This is a genomic window from Patescibacteria group bacterium, assembly GCA_041645165.1.
In the GTDB taxonomy this organism is placed as follows: domain Bacteria; phylum Patescibacteriota; class Patescibacteriia; order 2-02-FULL-49-11; family 2-02-FULL-49-11; genus 2-02-FULL-49-11.
Genome location: JBAZQN010000023.1, coordinates 1 through 15,095 on the forward strand (window position 1 = coordinate 1; position 15,095 = coordinate 15,095).

Annotated in this window: 16 protein-coding genes; 2 read left to right on the top strand and 14 right to left on the bottom strand. The window is 44.3% G+C overall.

Features of this window, described 5'->3' with window-relative positions:
* Nucleotides 1–466 precede the first annotated feature (466 nt).
* The 3 genes from WC659_06705 to WC659_06715 all read right to left on the bottom strand — a co-directional run bounded on the left by WC659_06705 (nt 467) and on the right by WC659_06715 (nt 2,634).
* Nucleotides 467–943 (bottom strand): hypothetical protein, encoded by a 477-nt coding sequence (locus WC659_06705; protein MFA4873584.1) that lies wholly within the window; start codon nt 941–943, stop codon nt 467–469.
* A gap of 2 nt (nt 944–945) precedes the next feature.
* Nucleotides 946–1,902: a magnesium/cobalt transporter CorA gene (gene corA / locus WC659_06710; protein MFA4873585.1), complete on the bottom strand. Its 957-nt coding sequence runs from the start codon at nt 1,900–1,902 to the stop codon at nt 946–948.
* Nucleotides 1,903–1,998: 96 nt separating this feature from the next.
* Nucleotides 1,999–2,634, bottom strand: a complete 636-nt coding sequence (locus tag WC659_06715) for a hypothetical protein (GenBank protein ID MFA4873586.1) — start codon at nt 2,632–2,634, stop codon at nt 1,999–2,001.
* Between the two features lie 354 nt (nt 2,635–2,988).
* Here WC659_06715 and WC659_06720 point away from each other — a divergent pair, with 354 nt between their 5' ends.
* Entirely contained in the window at nt 2,989–5,181 is a 2,193-nt protein-coding gene (locus tag WC659_06720; protein ID MFA4873587.1) for a hypothetical protein, read from the top strand.
* Between the two features lie 397 nt (nt 5,182–5,578).
* On the opposite strand, the gene rplL is transcribed toward WC659_06720, so the two are convergent.
* The gene (rplL, locus tag WC659_06725; GenBank protein ID MFA4873588.1) at nt 5,579–5,992 is read right to left on the bottom strand and encodes a 50S ribosomal protein L7/L12; all 414 of its coding nucleotides are present in this window, start codon (nt 5,990–5,992) and stop codon (nt 5,579–5,581) included.
* 51 nt (nt 5,993–6,043) lie between these two features.
* A complete protein-coding gene (rplJ, locus tag WC659_06730; protein ID MFA4873589.1) occupies nt 6,044–6,580 on the bottom strand; it encodes a 50S ribosomal protein L10 in 537 nt (178 codons plus the stop codon).
* Nucleotides 6,581–6,907: 327 nt separating this feature from the next.
* On the opposite strand from rplJ, the gene WC659_06735 reads away from it, so the two are divergent.
* The gene (locus WC659_06735; GenBank protein ID MFA4873590.1) at nt 6,908–8,104 is read left to right on the top strand and encodes a hypothetical protein; all 1,197 of its coding nucleotides are present in this window, start codon (nt 6,908–6,910) and stop codon (nt 8,102–8,104) included.
* Between the two features lie 195 nt (nt 8,105–8,299).
* Here the strand turns inward: WC659_06735 and WC659_06740 are convergent, their stop codons facing one another.
* From WC659_06740 to WC659_06780, 9 genes are all read right to left on the bottom strand, one after another.
* Nucleotides 8,300–8,800, bottom strand: coding sequence for a divergent PAP2 family protein (locus WC659_06740; GenBank protein ID MFA4873591.1), 501 nt, complete (start codon nt 8,798–8,800; stop codon nt 8,300–8,302).
* Nucleotides 8,751–9,194 (bottom strand): hypothetical protein, encoded by a 444-nt coding sequence (locus WC659_06745; protein MFA4873592.1) that lies wholly within the window; start codon nt 9,192–9,194, stop codon nt 8,751–8,753. Before WC659_06745 ends, WC659_06740 begins: the two co-directional genes overlap by 50 nt.
* Nucleotides 9,195–9,277: 83 nt before the next feature.
* The gene (locus WC659_06750) at nt 9,278–10,177 is read right to left on the bottom strand and encodes a PsbP-related protein (GenBank protein MFA4873593.1); all 900 of its coding nucleotides are present in this window, start codon (nt 10,175–10,177) and stop codon (nt 9,278–9,280) included.
* 221 nt (nt 10,178–10,398) lie between these two features.
* The gene (locus WC659_06755) at nt 10,399–11,052 is read right to left on the bottom strand and encodes a CPBP family glutamic-type intramembrane protease (GenBank protein ID MFA4873594.1); all 654 of its coding nucleotides are present in this window, start codon (nt 11,050–11,052) and stop codon (nt 10,399–10,401) included.
* 33 nt (nt 11,053–11,085) lie between these two features.
* Nucleotides 11,086–11,826: a nucleotidyl transferase AbiEii/AbiGii toxin family protein gene (locus WC659_06760; GenBank protein MFA4873595.1), complete on the bottom strand. Its 741-nt coding sequence runs from the start codon at nt 11,824–11,826 to the stop codon at nt 11,086–11,088.
* Complete coding sequence (locus WC659_06765) at nt 11,813–12,367, bottom strand: hypothetical protein (GenBank protein MFA4873596.1); 555 nt, start codon at nt 12,365–12,367, stop codon at nt 11,813–11,815. Before WC659_06765 ends, WC659_06760 begins: the two co-directional genes overlap by 14 nt.
* Before the next feature lie 85 nt (nt 12,368–12,452).
* Nucleotides 12,453–12,701, bottom strand: a complete 249-nt coding sequence (locus WC659_06770) for an amino acid--tRNA ligase-related protein (protein MFA4873597.1) — start codon at nt 12,699–12,701, stop codon at nt 12,453–12,455.
* Nucleotides 12,702–12,777: 76 nt separating this feature from the next.
* Nucleotides 12,778–14,556 carry a hypothetical protein gene (locus tag WC659_06775; GenBank protein ID MFA4873598.1) on the bottom strand — a complete coding sequence of 593 codons (1,779 nt, stop codon included), beginning with the start codon at nt 14,554–14,556 and terminating at the stop codon, nt 12,778–12,780.
* Nucleotides 14,557–14,716: 160 nt separating this feature from the next.
* A partial coding sequence (locus WC659_06780) for an amino acid--tRNA ligase-related protein (GenBank protein MFA4873599.1) occupies nt 14,717–15,095 on the bottom strand: 379 nt, incomplete at its 5' end.

The window sequence follows — 15,095 nt, forward strand, 5'->3', positions numbered from 1 at the left end:
CGAGGAGATGAAAAAAGCAAAGGCCGCCTTATTTGAGAAATTGAACAATTTTTAAGGTCGCTTAATTGAAAAATCACGGTATCGGTGACTCCCCTATTGAGGTATCATTATTTGACTGGAAAATACTCCCCGTTACCATAGGCTTATCCAAAATAGAGCTTACTCTAACGTAACTGGTAACGGGGTAAAGACGGCTTATTACAATAGAAAACGCCATAAATACAAAAAACAGCGAGAACGCCGTTTTTGTCCATTTATTTCTTATAAATTAAGCCTCTCAAGCGCATTCGCTCTCTGTAGCGTCGCAGCTCGTCTGCGACATAGTGGGTGGCAGATAAACTGCCACGCTACAATGAGATCCGTTGAAAGCAGGCTAGCTGCTATCCTCCTCTACGCTGACCTTGGGCGGAAAGATTGTCGTGCCAGAGGCAGATCAGCCTTTGGCTGAAAATTCCGATACGAAAATTTATTCTGTAACGACGGTAATGTTGGGTTCACGCGAATAGTGAGGAAAAAGCATATGAAAACGTTTTGCACGATGACAGCGCGGTATCGCGTTATGGATGGTATCCTTTGCGCAATCAGCTAAGGAACACGCAGGAATCTGCATACTCCATGCAATCGCATTTGCTATCGCGTGTACCCCACGGACTCCAGAAAAAGACTCCCCTCCTCGCACTACGCACACGCCCGCGAGATCTTTTAATCGGTATCTCTTTTCATGAAGGGTTTTGACAATTCTTGCCAAAACCAGTTCAATTGATTTTCTTCTTCTTTCAACAACGTAAGAGATTACCTTCTTGCCGTCCGGACGCACGACTATAAATCTCAACGACCCCGCCACGGTGCCAGGATCGAGAATAAGGAATAGTTTGTGAGTTTGTGAACTTTGACCCTGCACCAGAAGCTCCGCTTCGGTATGGGGAATGGTTTTGAGTTTCATGTTTAAAGCCAATTTTTTTTCCGAAAATACCGGATCATAACTAATGCCACGGTTACCATTAATCCCAATGCCCAGGGGTAACCCCAAGGGCGGGAGAGTTCGGGCATGAAACGGAAATTCATGCCATAAATGCCCGCAATCAGGGAAAGCGGCAGGAGTATCGTCGTAATGATCGTGAGCACCTTCATGATCTCGTTCATGCGATTGGAAAGAGATGAAAGGTATGCATCAAGGGCTCCAGAAAGAAGATCTCTGAACGATTCCGCGAGATCATAAATGCGGTAAATGTGGTCATAGAGGTCCCTATAGTAGACGAGCGAGGTTTTTGCCACTATCGGGAACTCTGCGCGCGTGAAACGGTTGAGGATCTCCCGTTGAGGTCCTATCACTTTTTTCAGGTGCAGCACTTCCCTTTTGAGCGAAAAAATGCCGTTCACGGTATTCCGCGAAGGGTTGACGACGATAGAATCTTCCAATTCATCAATGCGGGTTTCTATTTTATCTAATACTGGAAAATAATTATCTATAATGTCGTCAAGGATAAGATAAAGTAGGAAATCCGGGCCGCGCGAAAAAAGCTCCGGCCGCTTCTCAAGCTGTCCCTGCACCTCTGCAATATGAGGAAGACGGCTTTTGTGGAACGTCACGAGAAAATTGCTCCCCAAGAAAAACTCCACTTCCTTCGTGGTGAAACGCTTCTCTGACGTGCGGGGTTCATGGAAGATGATAAAAAGGTAGTCGCCATAATCATCTGCTTTCGGATGATTGATCTCATCCCAGCAATCCTCGATCGCTAAGGGGTGAAAATGAAAAAAAGAGGATAAAAATTCTCCCTCTTTTTTTGTTGGCTCTTCCATATCCAGCCAAAACAATGCGCTTCCCAGTGAAGGTAAATCTTTTTCATCGGCGATTGGCCTTACTTTCAATACCTTATTTTCAATGGTCGTAAGAGTTAACATAGACATCGAGAATGGGTGGCAGATAAACTGCCACGCTACCATGATTTGATTTTTATGTAGCGTCGCAGCTTGTCTGCGACAAAAGGCTGATAAAATTTACTCAAGCCGGTCCACGAGCACCATCCGTTCCCCTTCGAGCACTCGGTAAAGGAATTTGTCCGTCATGGCGCGGCGCATTTTAAATTCATGGGTGGACATGATGGTGTAGCGCACCTCTTCCCCGAAACTCTTTTTGAGCTGCCGGATCAAGGCGATAAGCTTTTTCCGGTGCACCGTGCCCACGATAAGTAGATCGGTGGGCGCATCAGCATCGCCCACAAAAAAGCCGGTGAGCATGATAAGCCTCACATTTCCCAATTTCCCTATCGCTTCAGTAAGCGACCGGCCTGCCAATAATTGGGATTTGAAAATGAGGCTTTTGAGCTCATGAAAAAGGACAAATTCAGGGTTTGCCTGATAATATTTCCGCAAATCTGCCGCCAACTTCTTTTTTTGCTTTCTCTTATTTTTGGGGCGCGCGCGCGCCGGTTCGTGTGCTGCATCTTCCTCCTTAGGCTCTCGTTGAATCACCACGCCTAACCGTATGAGGTTCGCTATTTCTCGTCGCACGGAATTGATGCGCTCGCCAATCGCCCGCGTAAGTTCGCGCACAAAGAAAAGCTGGGTAGGCTGGGCGAGGAATATTTTCAGCAGTTTTATTCTCGTTCTTGAACCAAAGAGTTGTTCTAGCATGGGTTTAAGGGCGCTTAAAAAAATAACCTTACCAATATAATCCTCATTTTACTGCTATAGTACGGCTCAATACCCTTATTACAACAAAAAGTGATGAATATGTTATTTTTTTACGGCGCCTAAGGATAATAATGAGCTATCCATAAGCATTATACCTTCCTTTGCCCCCAGAGACGAGTACCGTTACCAAAAAGTTACTTCACAATCTTCACCTACATAACCCAATAAACACCGCTTATATGAAATATGCTACTTGTAAGAATTAAATGGTAACGGCACGAGCTGTGGATATCTCTTGCCCACAATCGAGTAAATTGTCATAATTAAGGGTAACCGCCAACCTATACACAAACCATGATCATAACAGACTCGTTCACCCTTACCTTAGGTGAGCCAAAATCCTACGCGAGCACCTCCGTGCCGAATCCGGGCACGATAAGCCGCCATCCCTGGTCGCTCCTTATTTTTGTGGAAATTGACTCTATTGAGCGGAAAAGCGAGGCAATTCTTGCGGGGATCGTCAGCGATATCCACGCGCGGTATGAAACAAGCCAGGCAGAAAACGGGGAAGCCGCGCTCATGGAGGTATGCCGGCGGTTCAATGAAGACGCCCTCTCCCTCACGAGAAAAACCCATGCGTGGTTTAAAAAGCTCCATATCGCGCTTGCGGTCATCGATGGCGCCACCCTTTCGCTTGCGACCTTTGGCACGGTACGGGCTTTCCTCAATCACCATACGCGCATCACGGACATCCTTAAATCCGCCCAACAAGACCAAGAGCCTCCTACAGGCGCTTTTAAGGTATTCCCCTCGCTTATCCAGGGCGCTATGGAACCGGGCGATAAATTATTCATTAGCTGCCGCCATCTCTTCGACTATTTCACTATTGATAAAATCCGTACGTTTCTGAATGAAGAACACCCGCAGGAGCTCATCCCGCATCTCAAACGACTCCTTAAAGGGCTGCCGGGGAGCGTTGCCGTGGCAGCGCTTGCGGCAGAATCCATGCCACCCCCCGTTCCATCACTTTCCGAAGATAGAGAGCCTGACTCGAATCAGTCAATGTCTGAACTCAACACGCTTGCCTCACGCACCTCTGACCTGCTTACCGGCTCCCGGTTTCAACAGCTGCGCCACATTATCTCATCGTTCTCGCGGCGCCATAATGCAAATCAAACCCCACGACCGCCGAAAAGGATTACAGCGAACCTTAAAAAAATATTCGTCTCAAGCAGTGTAAGTATTCGCCTACAGCGCGCATTTGCCTCTCTCGCGCACGCTTCTTCCCTTAGGATCAATGCATTTATCCGCCTCATTTTCCCCAAACTGCGCGCTAAGGAGACCGCGCCATTTGCTGCTGCGCCCGCCACACAGGCGCCTCTCCCTTCCTGGCGCAGGACGCTACAGAACGCCCACGCACGGTTCCGCAAACTGCCCCGCTCAAGCCAATACCTTTTCATAAGCTCGCTCCTCTTAGGGATCCTCTTTATTGAAAGTGTCGTCTCAATTACCAACCAGAAAATACGCATGCGAGAAAATACGGACTATGAAACGAAAATTTCTTTTATTGAACAAAAAGAAAACGAGACCGAAGCCACTTTAATTTACGGCGATGAGGAAAAAGCGCGTATTTCCCTTAAAGCAGCACTCGATACGCTCGCGAGCCTGCCTCAAAAAACCTCAGACCAAAAACAGCGGTACCAGACGCTTTCTACCCGCCTCGAAACGAGCCGCCTGAAAGTATTCCACATCCGCATGATTGATTCACCAGAGGTTCTCATCGATCTTTCACAGTATGCAAATGCGCAGGAACAGGTCATTCCCGGCGGACTCATCGGACCGGCGGGCAATACCCTTTATTCCTTCAATACCGAAACAGTTACCGTATATCTCATACAGCCTTCCAAGCAGAGCGTCACGGTCGCCTCCCCTTCAACTGACGCCCCCGCCCGGCTTACCCGCGGCACCATCGTACCCAGCTCCTCGCTACTCTATTTTATCTCATCTTTAGGATTTGGCCGATACGATGCTTCTGCAAGCAAGCTCACCTATGTGAAACAAAATGAGGATATGGCCAACATGGTTGACATTGCCGCATACGGCCAGCGCATTTATACCCTCAATCGCGCGACCGGATCACTGCTAAAATTTGATCTCACCGCAAACGGGATAAATCCCGGGGAAGAGTGGCTTAAAAGTGGCATCACCCTGCCGGGCGCGGTGGCGCTCACTATCGACGGCTCAATCTACGTAGCGGACGCGCAAGGCCGCATCAGGAAATTCACGAACGGCATAGAGGCGCCGTTTACGGTGGCGACCCTCGATCCTCCGCTCCATGCGCCTTCCCGACTCGCCTCCGATACGCAATACCTCTATATCCTCGATCCTACGGAGCGGCGCGTGGTGATCCTTGAAAAAGATGGGGGCTTATTGGAACAAATCACTTCACCCCTCTTTGACCGGCTGGTGGATCTCGCGCCGGATGCGCGGCAAAAACGCCTCTATCTGTTAAACGGCACCACCATATACACCGTGCCGCTGCCATAAATATTTAACAATAAAAAACCGCCCCGCAATGCGGGGCTGTTTTATTCCAGTCTCTTTTTTAACACAGGAATAATATTCAAACGTTCCTTCCTCGAACGAGGATTGCTCTTGCGCAACCCTCCATACTCAACTCCTTCAGCATCTTCAGTGAGGATCACCCGAAAAAAAATGTCTCTGAATTCTCCTGTAGTGAAGTCTCACCAATTTCCGCCCGAGGACTGTCTGAGGCAACTGCCGCCGCGGCCTCTGCAGCCGCCGTTGAAGAGCGGCGGTGGTGGTGTCCCGACCGCGTCGGGACAGCCGAGTTCCGCAGAAGGAAATTGTGTGAGGCTGAACGGATTTTTGTCTGCGGGCAGTCCGAACGCCCCGCGTGTTGCGCAACGAGTGATCCGAGTGATTATTTCAAATTCACCTTCGCGCCTGCTTCTTCGAGCTTCTTCTTCATTTCTTCCGCTTCTTGCTTTGTCGCGCCTTCTTTAAGAACCTTTGGCGCGCCGTCAACAAGGTCCTTTGCGTCTTTCAGGCCCTTGCCGGTCACTTCCCTCACCGCCTTGATGACTGAAATTTTATTCGGGCCTGCTTCCGCGAGTTCAACATTGAAAGAAGTCTTCTCCTCTCCTGCCTCTCCTGCGCTTGCGGCGGCGCCATTTGCAGGTGCAGCCACTGCGACCGGCGCGGCTGCGGAAACGCCGAATTTTACCTCAAGCACCTTCACGAGCTCCGCGAGATCCAAGACTGAGAGTTTTTCGATGGATTCTACAAGCGCCTTAAACTTGTCTGGCACTTCTACCGGGGATTGTTCATTGCTCATAATATAAATCATTAATAATGAATACGCTTAACCAACGACGTGATAGATGAATTATTGTTTGGTTTTTTGGTACGCGCCCAAAACCTGCACGAGCCCACGCATATTCCCTTGCAAAACATTCATCATCCCTGAAAGCGGCGCGCGCACGGATCCCACCACGCGGACAAAGAGCTCTTCACGGCTGGGAACGGTAGAAAGGGCAATCACCTGATCGCGCGACAGAGCATGCACGCTCCCATTCTCGTTCATGAACCCTTCATGAAGTAGAAACTTTGGGTGAGTCTTTGCGAACTTTGCGATCGCTTTTATGGGATTCACCGCATCCCCTTTTGCCACCATTAGCACGATAGTCCCCCGCAAATTCTCGAGAAAATCCGCAGACAGCTTGAGTTCTTTGAGCGCGAGCTGCAGTAGATTTTTCTTCACCACATGATAGATCGCGCCAAGCGCTTTGAGTTCATTGCGCACTTTACGTTCATCTTTTACCTTGATCTGCGTGAGCGATGACACGACCGCGGACTGCATGCCTTTAAGAAGCTCGACCAGCAGTACTACTTCATCTTTTTTTTGCTGTTTGCTCTTGGGCATAAAATAATTCTCCAAGATATGACTAAACGGTATTCCTATAAAAAAACGACCTTTATTTTAAGAAGGCCGTCAACACTTATCGCAGTTTGGTGGCCTCGGGAAGGCTTATGTGGTTTTGAGAGCAAATATGCTCTAGAAACCATTGCTTCCTGTCTCTGGCGCTTCTTGTAAGTACCACCATAGCAAAAAAAGGGAAGATTCGTCAAGTGTAAGTCACTTTACCTCAACTTTACATCTTTTCTGTCATACCCTATGCTGGTACCATACTATTGTCCAATTTTGCACACTTTAATGGAAAATCATTTAATACGCAAAGGAATAATACCTATGTGGTGGAAATTTATCACTTTTGTATTCGCCCTTTTTCTCCCTTTCACGCTGCACGCACAAACAACAAACGCGCCTATAAACGTCTATTTCTTCTGGGCGGAAGGTTGCCCGCATTGTGCGGATGAAAAATCATTTTTAGAAACCCTCGCACAAGAAAATAAAAAAATAAATGTCATCCGCTACGAAGTGAGCAGAAATAAAAATAATGCAGAGCTTCTACAGAAGGTGGGAGAATATCTTCATGCTGATGCCACCCGCGTACCTTTCACGATGATAGGGACGAGCTATGTCATTGGATGGCTGGATGTAGAAACCACTGGCAGCCAGATACGGGCTATGGCGGAAACATGCGCTGTATCGCCGTGTGAAGATGTTGTGGGAAACATACTTTCCTCACGCTCAACTGAGCAACCACCCACGGTTAACTATGCGTCACAACCTCTTCCTGAAAAGATTACAGTGCCACTCTTGGGATCTATTCCTTTAAAAAACCTTTCCCTGCCTGCACTCACCATACTATTCGGCGCGCTGGACGGATTTAATCCCTGCGCAATGTGGGTGCTTATTTTTCTGATAAGCCTCCTGCTGGGAATGCAGGAAAGGCTAAGGATGTGGGTGCTTGGCGGCGCCTTTCTCATGGTATCGGGTGCAGTCTATTTTCTCTTCATGGCAGCATGGCTCAACGCCCTCCTTTTCTTTGGGTTCGTGAGCTGGGTGCGCCTGGGGATCGCGGCGGTCGCGCTCGCCGCGGGCGGATACAATCTCAAAGAGTATTTCTTGAATCCCGCGCAGGTCTGCAAGGTCACGAGGAGCGATAAGCGGAAAAATATTTTTGAACGGCTGAAACGGATTTCCCTGCAAAAAAAATTCGCGGTGGCCTTGTTGGGCATCATCGCGCTCGCGTTTGCTGTAAATTTTGTTGAACTTATCTGCTCTGCGGGTTTCCCTGCGGTATACACGAAAATCCTTACCCTCTCCTCGCTTCCCCGCTGGCAGTATTATGCCTACCTCTTGCTCTATATTTTTTTCTTCATGCTGGATGACCTCATCGTTTTTATTGCAGCCATGATCACGCTCCAAGTCACCGGCATCACCGCCAAATACACACGCCTCTCTCGTCTCGTGGGCGGAGCGCTTATGTTCGTTATTGGCGTCCTTCTTGTCTTCCGCCCCGGCTGGCTAATGTTCGGATAGTCCCCCAAAGATGATAATGGAATTCAACTGCGAGGGCATGCCGCGATTTCGCCGTGAGGATTGTTTGAGCCAGCGGTCAAACCGGCACTGCCACTGTCTGCTAGGTTTGACCGCGGCTCCGACGTCACGTCGGAGGGCGAGTTCCGCAACAAGAAATCGCGGCTGACCGAGCAGGTTGGCTTATATCGTTGATACCTAAAGATATCCTTTAAACACGGTATCCAATACATACGTTGCCGCAACGCCAAAGGCTACGCCTGCCACGACTTCGGAAAACGTATGGCCGTAGATATCCCACAATTCCTCATTGTGGGTTATTTTTGCGATTACCTTGCTTAACACTTCTTGCCAATGTTTCTGGGTTAATTCATATTGCTCCTTCGCTTCGATCAGGTTGTACATCACGATGAGCGCCACCACGACGGAAAAGCCAAACAAAGGCCCGAACCCCTCATATCTGCCAATAAGATACACGGAAGAGGTAATACAAGCGGAATGGGTGCTCGGGATGCCGCCTGCCCAGCTGAATACCCACCCCACCAGCTGCCAGGTAACACGCTTGCCTTTTAACACTCTCACGACAAGCTTCGCAGAAGAGCTTAAAAACAAGACAATGAGAGGGATGAGAATGAATTTCATAAGCTTTTTAATGGAAACCGTGCGCGTAATCGCCGAGCTTTTTCCCGTAATAAGCATACCAAATGTCTGCATGGATCCGCCGTCCGTCATTCATGCGCACCAGAAGATGCTGGTGAATCGAAATATACCAGATGAAAGAGATTTTGAGCGTAAGATCTTCGTCTCTAAACCACCCGCTTTTCACGAGCAATATCCGCAGAAGATAATTCATGAGGTGGCAATGGAGGAAACCACTCCGCGCCCAGAGCTTCTCCAGATCGGTTTCGAACACCCTCCAAATCTTCGTATAGGTTTTAAATTTATAACCTCGGTATTTAGAAGTCAATACTTCAAATGCCTTACTAAGGCATTCATCCTGGCTGCGGCAAGTCTTTAGCTCTTCAACAACTTTTGCCATTCCTTCGGGCAGCAATTCAGGAATCGGTTCTTTTTTAAACAAATTCGGGATCATAATAATCTACTTACTGCTTAAAAAATTCATAATTAATTTTACCATCACTTCTTTCTATTCCGGTATACTCAATGAATATAATTTCACTTTACACAAAACTTCTTCACTAATCCCGCGTCGCCGATCCAAATTTCTTTTTCCTCGCACTTTGGCGTTGTGCTCGGACAATCAGGGTCGCTCTGACATAATTTATGACATTGTAAATCTCCCAATTGCGGTCCACAATCTTCACCATCAGCGGTCAATTCACCACACAAACGGGAATTGTAGCACACTTCACCGGACTGGCATTTGTCATCGCCAAAACAACTAGCGTCTGCCTGCTTATCTAAAAATTTAAAAGTGGAAAGAATTTGGTTGAATTCGCTATCTGTGTCAACCTTTCCAGCGGCTTGGAAATCAATGACAAAATTATCATTATAGAAAAAATGATGATAAATCCCGTCTATCATGCCGGGTTCGTGAACCTTAAAAATTTTATAGTTATTAATATAGGTATAACTATACTGATAATCACCGACCGAATTTTTTATCCCTTCAGCCAAGCTACTATAATTGCCGAAACCCACAACGTTTTGCGCGAATTTCTCAATATCAGAATTATCAAACTTTGATGGCCTGACGCGAACTTTTGGCTGCGCTTCCCACAACGACTTGTCTTCCAGCCTTTCCCATAATTTTATCGTTGAATTATCTGCTTCAAAAAACCAACTTTTCGGATACTCAAAACTAAACCCATATTCCTCATTCCTGTAAGTTTCCCGATCAGCAGTAGACTTATGCGAAATCGCAGGCGCTTGCGCCATTTTATCCGTCTCATTAATAGTTTTCTGGTAAGTCCAGACCACCCAGCCGATTAAAACAATTACTGCGAGTACCGATAAAACAGCCCATAAAATCTTTTTCAGTTGTTGTCGAGGCTCAATAACCGGCGGATTTATGTTGACCTTATTGAAAATTTCCTTGGGAGGTGTTCTGTCCATAATTTTTAATCTGATATTAACTCTTTAAAAAATTCATTATCAATTTACCATCATTTCTTAAGCTGTTGCATTTTTTGCAATAACTGATTTCAAGGAAATGTACAATTTTTGCACATACTGGAACTTAACATTGTTCCAAAATGGAACTAACTTGTCTTGAACTATTTCTATTTTGGAAACAATTGATTATTTTTCTTTGCCATAATTCATTAAAATTATAACTAGCCAAACATCCTTTGCAAAAAATTTTTCTTTCGCCAAAAAACCAACCTTTCTTCTAAAATATTATGCTCATAAACAATAAAATAGTACAAACTGGCCAAAACCGCATGCGAGGCGCCTAATAATAAGATATTGGGACTCGTGAGAAACAAAATGCTCCACACCATGCCGCTCAATAAAGTCAGGAAGCCAAATTTGATGCCTTTGGCGTCCCAACCCCAATGAAATGAGGAATAATAGACACTAGAGAAAATAACCACCAGGGTTTGGTTATCAAACAGCTCATTAAGCGAGGAAGTAAAAATGCTTTGGAAAAAAAGTTGCTGCAAAATGCCAAACACGAGATAGGAACTCATCAAAGAAAGAAGCCACTTGCCAACCTTAAACTTCCTTGCCCTAAAACGCATGGCAATTAAAATTAAGGCACCTAAAAGAGTAAAAATAATTATCGGTAACAAGGTATCTAAATAATTATCTAATCTCAAACCAAGAGAAGCGAAGTCTGCGCCGCTGATTAATTTTAAAACAAACAAAATTATAACCAACAGCCCCAGTGCGCCGCCACGCCAAGACAAATAATCTTTCGTCTTTTTGAAAATAAAAAAAACAACCAATGCCACAAGAATAATTATTAGATTTAAAAATTCAGTCATAAGTATTTCAAAAATAAAAAAGCGCGAATCTCTTTACTCCCTAACTCTCCTTAATTCATCTTTAAGTAATCTCAATGTTTCCGCTTTCAAAATTTTTCTCACTCTGCTGAATTCAGTGGACGGCAGGAGAAAATTTAAATCTTCATCAATGTATTTCTGTTTTACTTCCTTTTCTATAAAATCAATCAGCTTGCTAAAAAATTTTTCAAGACTCAATTTCTGACGCTCTTTAATCACTGCCGCCTCATAGGAAAATCCATTCATCAAAAACCAATGAATGTCATAAATATCCCGGCCAGCAATTGAGCCAGTTTTTGCAAACCGATCCAACGGTGTCACTAATTTATTAGCCACCATTGTTTCTTGTGTTTGGCATAAAATTACTCTGTCTATCTCGTCTAATTTTACTGGCTCATATTGATTGCTTTTCGGCGGAGGTAAAAACGCATCCAATTTAATGGTATTACGACTGCTATCGCGCGTTTCATACTTCAAAAAATATTGCACACCGCGCTGACTTTTGTCTTTGACCGCAAGCCCTAAATCATCAGCAATCTTTTCAATTTCTTGTCTTATTTTTATTACTTCGTCTTTGCGACCGATGAAATCAAAATCCAAATCAATAGAAAAACGATTCAGCCAACCGCGCATAGTAGCGCAACTGCCGCCCTTGAAAGCCATTTTGGCCACCACAAAATTGTTGTCCGCGAGCGCGGAAAGCAACCTGAAAAGCCAAGCCCGATGGATTGTGTCTTCTCTTTTAGGCAAAATCATAAAAAATTTTTCTTAACTCATTAACTTTTCTAAAGTTAATCAATTTTTTATTGTCAAAATGAAATTTAGGATTGAAGTAAAGCATATCAGCCGCGGCTCGTTCCAAACTTGCCTGCCTAATGCCGTTTATTTCAATTATGCCAGCGGTGTTATGTAAAAATTTGTCATTCAATTTGCGGCAAATAAAGTCATGCCCAGCGACTTTAAATTTTAACGATTTCTCACCAACGAGCGTCACTGATAAGCTTAACTGATTAACAACTCCTGTTTTTGACAAAATACTTTCTGTGCTGACATAGCAAAATCCATGCAAAGCTTTAATGCCCAACAGCCAGGGATCAATTGCTGAAATTGGTAAAAGAGAATACATGCCTTTCTGAATACTATAAAGCGAGCCGTTTTTTACCAGCCGTTTAATAGTGGTATAAAGCGTGTTTTTATTATAAATACCCCACAAAACCATGAGGTCCTGGGTATGAAAAATTGTCTCTTTTTGTCTTGCTAAAATTGCTATTTTGTCCGTTCTTTCTTTCCGCGGCATAATAAATTGGTCATTATTTATCCTGTACATATATGTACAGGATAACATATCGGCTAATTTTGTCAAAATTCTTAGGGCGTTATTCTTAGGACTTACACATTTGAGTAAAATTAAGCCTTTTTGTCAGGCTGAGCTTGTCGAAGCCTGGATAAAATGCGGCTTTTTTCAAAAAAATATCCTTCGACAGACTCAGGATGACACGAAACGCGTAAGTCCTAATTCTGTTAATTAATCTTGGGAACGGAATTGTTTCCCTCACATGTTGCAGTCCGCACACCCAGGCCACAATGCGCTCAAGGCCGAAACCAACGCCGTGGTACAGGACTGACCGAATTTACATATGCCAAACCAAAGAGTTCGTGTACGCGCTCAATCATTGCTCGTTTTTTGAAATTAAAAAGAAAATTATTTCATTGAATGAATTCCCAATAATCATTCCATGACTCGCAATGAGGATCAGCCATATCGATAAGGCCATCCCTGTCATTATCCATCCCGTCTTCACATTGAAACGGCTCAACCTCGCTAGGATGATGAGGGTTGTATAAGCCATTTTCCATGCAGCTATAATCTAGCGCGTCTTTATAACCATTCTCGTCTATTATGTTGTCATTATCAATACCATCATTGCATTGAGTCAACTTCTTCGAATTAGTAATTCTAATCATAGCATTCTCGGCTGTAACTTTCTCCACCTTAATTCCAATACCAGAATCTGCTATTATGTAATTCCGCCCTATCTCTAAAATTGATTCTGATTTGGAAAAATCTGTCAAGAAATATTCTATCCACGGCATGCCACCTTCCCTGGCATGCGCCACTACTCCGGCAGGAGGATTGCCTGAATCAGAACTTTCAGGTGTTCTGTATTCTAAAAAGATTTCCCAAGCCATATTTGGCATGGGTACTTTAATCGCCTTGATGCCTGTCGTGCTGCTCTCCAAAGGAGTCAATGAATAAACGCCTTCATTGGCAGTTATAATATCTTTTTTATCTAGCCAACTAGCAATTTCTTTATTAATTGCGGAGTAATGCACTATATGACTGGCAAAACCCATCACATCATAAGGATCTTCAAACAATTGCCTCTTTTCGCAGGAATTGCTTAGCAGACTATAATCCGTATTATTGTCCTTACAGCTTAAGCTACTAATGTGACCAATTTTGCTTCCTAATGTATGTCCGGTCTCATGATAAAGGGTAAATTCACCCATTTGTGCGACAATTCTGACCACAGGTAACGTAATATTACCCTCTTGCGTTGATAATGTGTAAAAACCACCCTCGTGGGTTAAACTGCAATTAAGACTGTTGTGAATTATAATAAGCCTATCATAATTCCTGAAATCAATATCATTATCTGCCGCGCTCACCGCTCGCTGCATTATCTCTTTAACCTGTTGTCCGTATTCTGGTATGCTGCATATCCCGCCCGCAATAGTATAAGGCCCTGCTATCTTGCCGCTTATCCACATTTTTCCATACGAATTTTCCGTAAGATATTTGTTTAACTTATTGAAAACTAAATCTTGAATTTCTGCTGTTGGTTGAAGATTGTCATATCCATCACTCATTTTCGCAAGAATCACCAAGGTTCTTTCCTCTCCAATATTTGGAACTTTAACTAAACAATTTGAACTACAGCACCTAAAAGAATCACCGGCATTAAGATAAGTGCTTGCGCAAATTTCATTATTCATACATATATGGCCATTTAAACTTTCACAGAATGGAAAAACGCACGCTCCGTCTTTGCAAATTTTTTCTTTAGGACACTTAATAGTGGTAACGGCGCACTTGTCTTTTTTTGAATCACAGTAATATTCTCTGACTTTTTGACTTTCGGAAACTGGCTTAAGTTTATCATCTACACAATAATCCGTTGTCTTGCCTTTATTGTCTTGGCAAGTGCCTTTTAATTCAAAGATTTTTCCTCCGTCAGAATCAGAGCATTTAATTTTTGCGCTGGCAGCCTGACTTTCTGAGATCTTATCTGTAGATATGCTCCATGCCAAAGATGTGGCAAAACCCGCCGCGAAAACTATAATTAATAATGCCTTCCAAATTTTAACTTTTTTGTTAGCGACTAAACTTAACCTCCTAATCAAATTCGCCCTCGATTCTTCAACTATAACATCGGCCTTACGTTTGTTTTGATTGTTATTAGAATCATCTTTTTTTGAATACATATTGTTTAAAATTAATTAAATAATAATTGGTTACAATTTTGCATTTTGACTTTTGAATTTTATAAATTATTTTACGGCGTAATTCTGTTAATTAATCTTGGGAAGGGTATGGTTTCCATCACCCCGTCATCCGACGGGGCAAGCATGCTGCAATCCTCACTCACGGAGTTATTCTATTGATTAAACGCGGGAATGGAATGGTTTCGCGCACATGAGTTAACCCGCACACCCAAGCCACAATGCGCTCTAAACCGAAACCAAAGCCGGAGTGCGGGACGCTCCCAAATTTGCGCAAATCAAGATACCACTGAAACGCGTCCATGGGCAAATTATGTTCTTTAATGCGTTTTACTAATTCATCATAATTGTCCTCCCTTTGCGAACCGCCGATGATTTCGCCATAACCTTCGGGCGCGAACAAATCATTGTTCAGGGCAAATTTGCCGCTTGGGTCGCGCTTCATATAAAACGCCTTGACTTCAGCCGGATAATTTTCCACGAACAATGGTTTGTCGTAAAGTTTGGTTAAAATAGTTTCA

Excerpts from the sequence above, each read along its gene's own strand:
- WC659_06760 (MFA4873595.1), bottom strand. The coding sequence starts at position 11,826 with ATGATTTTGCCTAAAAGAGAAGACACAATCCATCGGGCTTGGCTTTTC.
- WC659_06740 (MFA4873591.1), bottom strand. The coding sequence starts at position 8,800 with ATGCTTATTACGGGAAAAAGCTCGGCGATTACGCGCACGGTTTCCATT.
- corA (MFA4873585.1), bottom strand. The coding sequence starts at position 1,902 with ATGTTAACTCTTACGACCATTGAAAATAAGGTATTGAAAGTAAGGCCA.
- WC659_06705 (MFA4873584.1), bottom strand. The coding sequence starts at position 943 with ATGAAACTCAAAACCATTCCCCATACCGAAGCGGAGCTTCTGGTGCAG.
- WC659_06735 (MFA4873590.1), top strand. The coding sequence starts at position 6,908 with ATGTGGTGGAAATTTATCACTTTTGTATTCGCCCTTTTTCTCCCTTTC.
- WC659_06720 (MFA4873587.1), top strand. The coding sequence starts at position 2,989 with ATGATCATAACAGACTCGTTCACCCTTACCTTAGGTGAGCCAAAATCC.
- WC659_06775 (MFA4873598.1), bottom strand. The coding sequence starts at position 14,556 with ATGTATTCAAAAAAAGATGATTCTAATAACAATCAAAACAAACGTAAG.
- WC659_06715 (MFA4873586.1), bottom strand. The coding sequence starts at position 2,634 with ATGCTAGAACAACTCTTTGGTTCAAGAACGAGAATAAAACTGCTGAAA.
- WC659_06755 (MFA4873594.1), bottom strand. The coding sequence starts at position 11,052 with ATGACTGAATTTTTAAATCTAATAATTATTCTTGTGGCATTGGTTGTT.
- WC659_06765 (MFA4873596.1), bottom strand. The coding sequence starts at position 12,367 with ATGCCGCGGAAAGAAAGAACGGACAAAATAGCAATTTTAGCAAGACAA.
- WC659_06750 (MFA4873593.1), bottom strand. The coding sequence starts at position 10,177 with ATGGACAGAACACCTCCCAAGGAAATTTTCAATAAGGTCAACATAAAT.
- WC659_06745 (MFA4873592.1), bottom strand. The coding sequence starts at position 9,194 with ATGATCCCGAATTTGTTTAAAAAAGAACCGATTCCTGAATTGCTGCCC.
- rplL (MFA4873588.1), bottom strand. The coding sequence starts at position 5,992 with ATGAGCAATGAACAATCCCCGGTAGAAGTGCCAGACAAGTTTAAGGCG.
- rplJ (MFA4873589.1), bottom strand. The coding sequence starts at position 6,580 with ATGCCCAAGAGCAAACAGCAAAAAAAAGATGAAGTAGTACTGCTGGTC.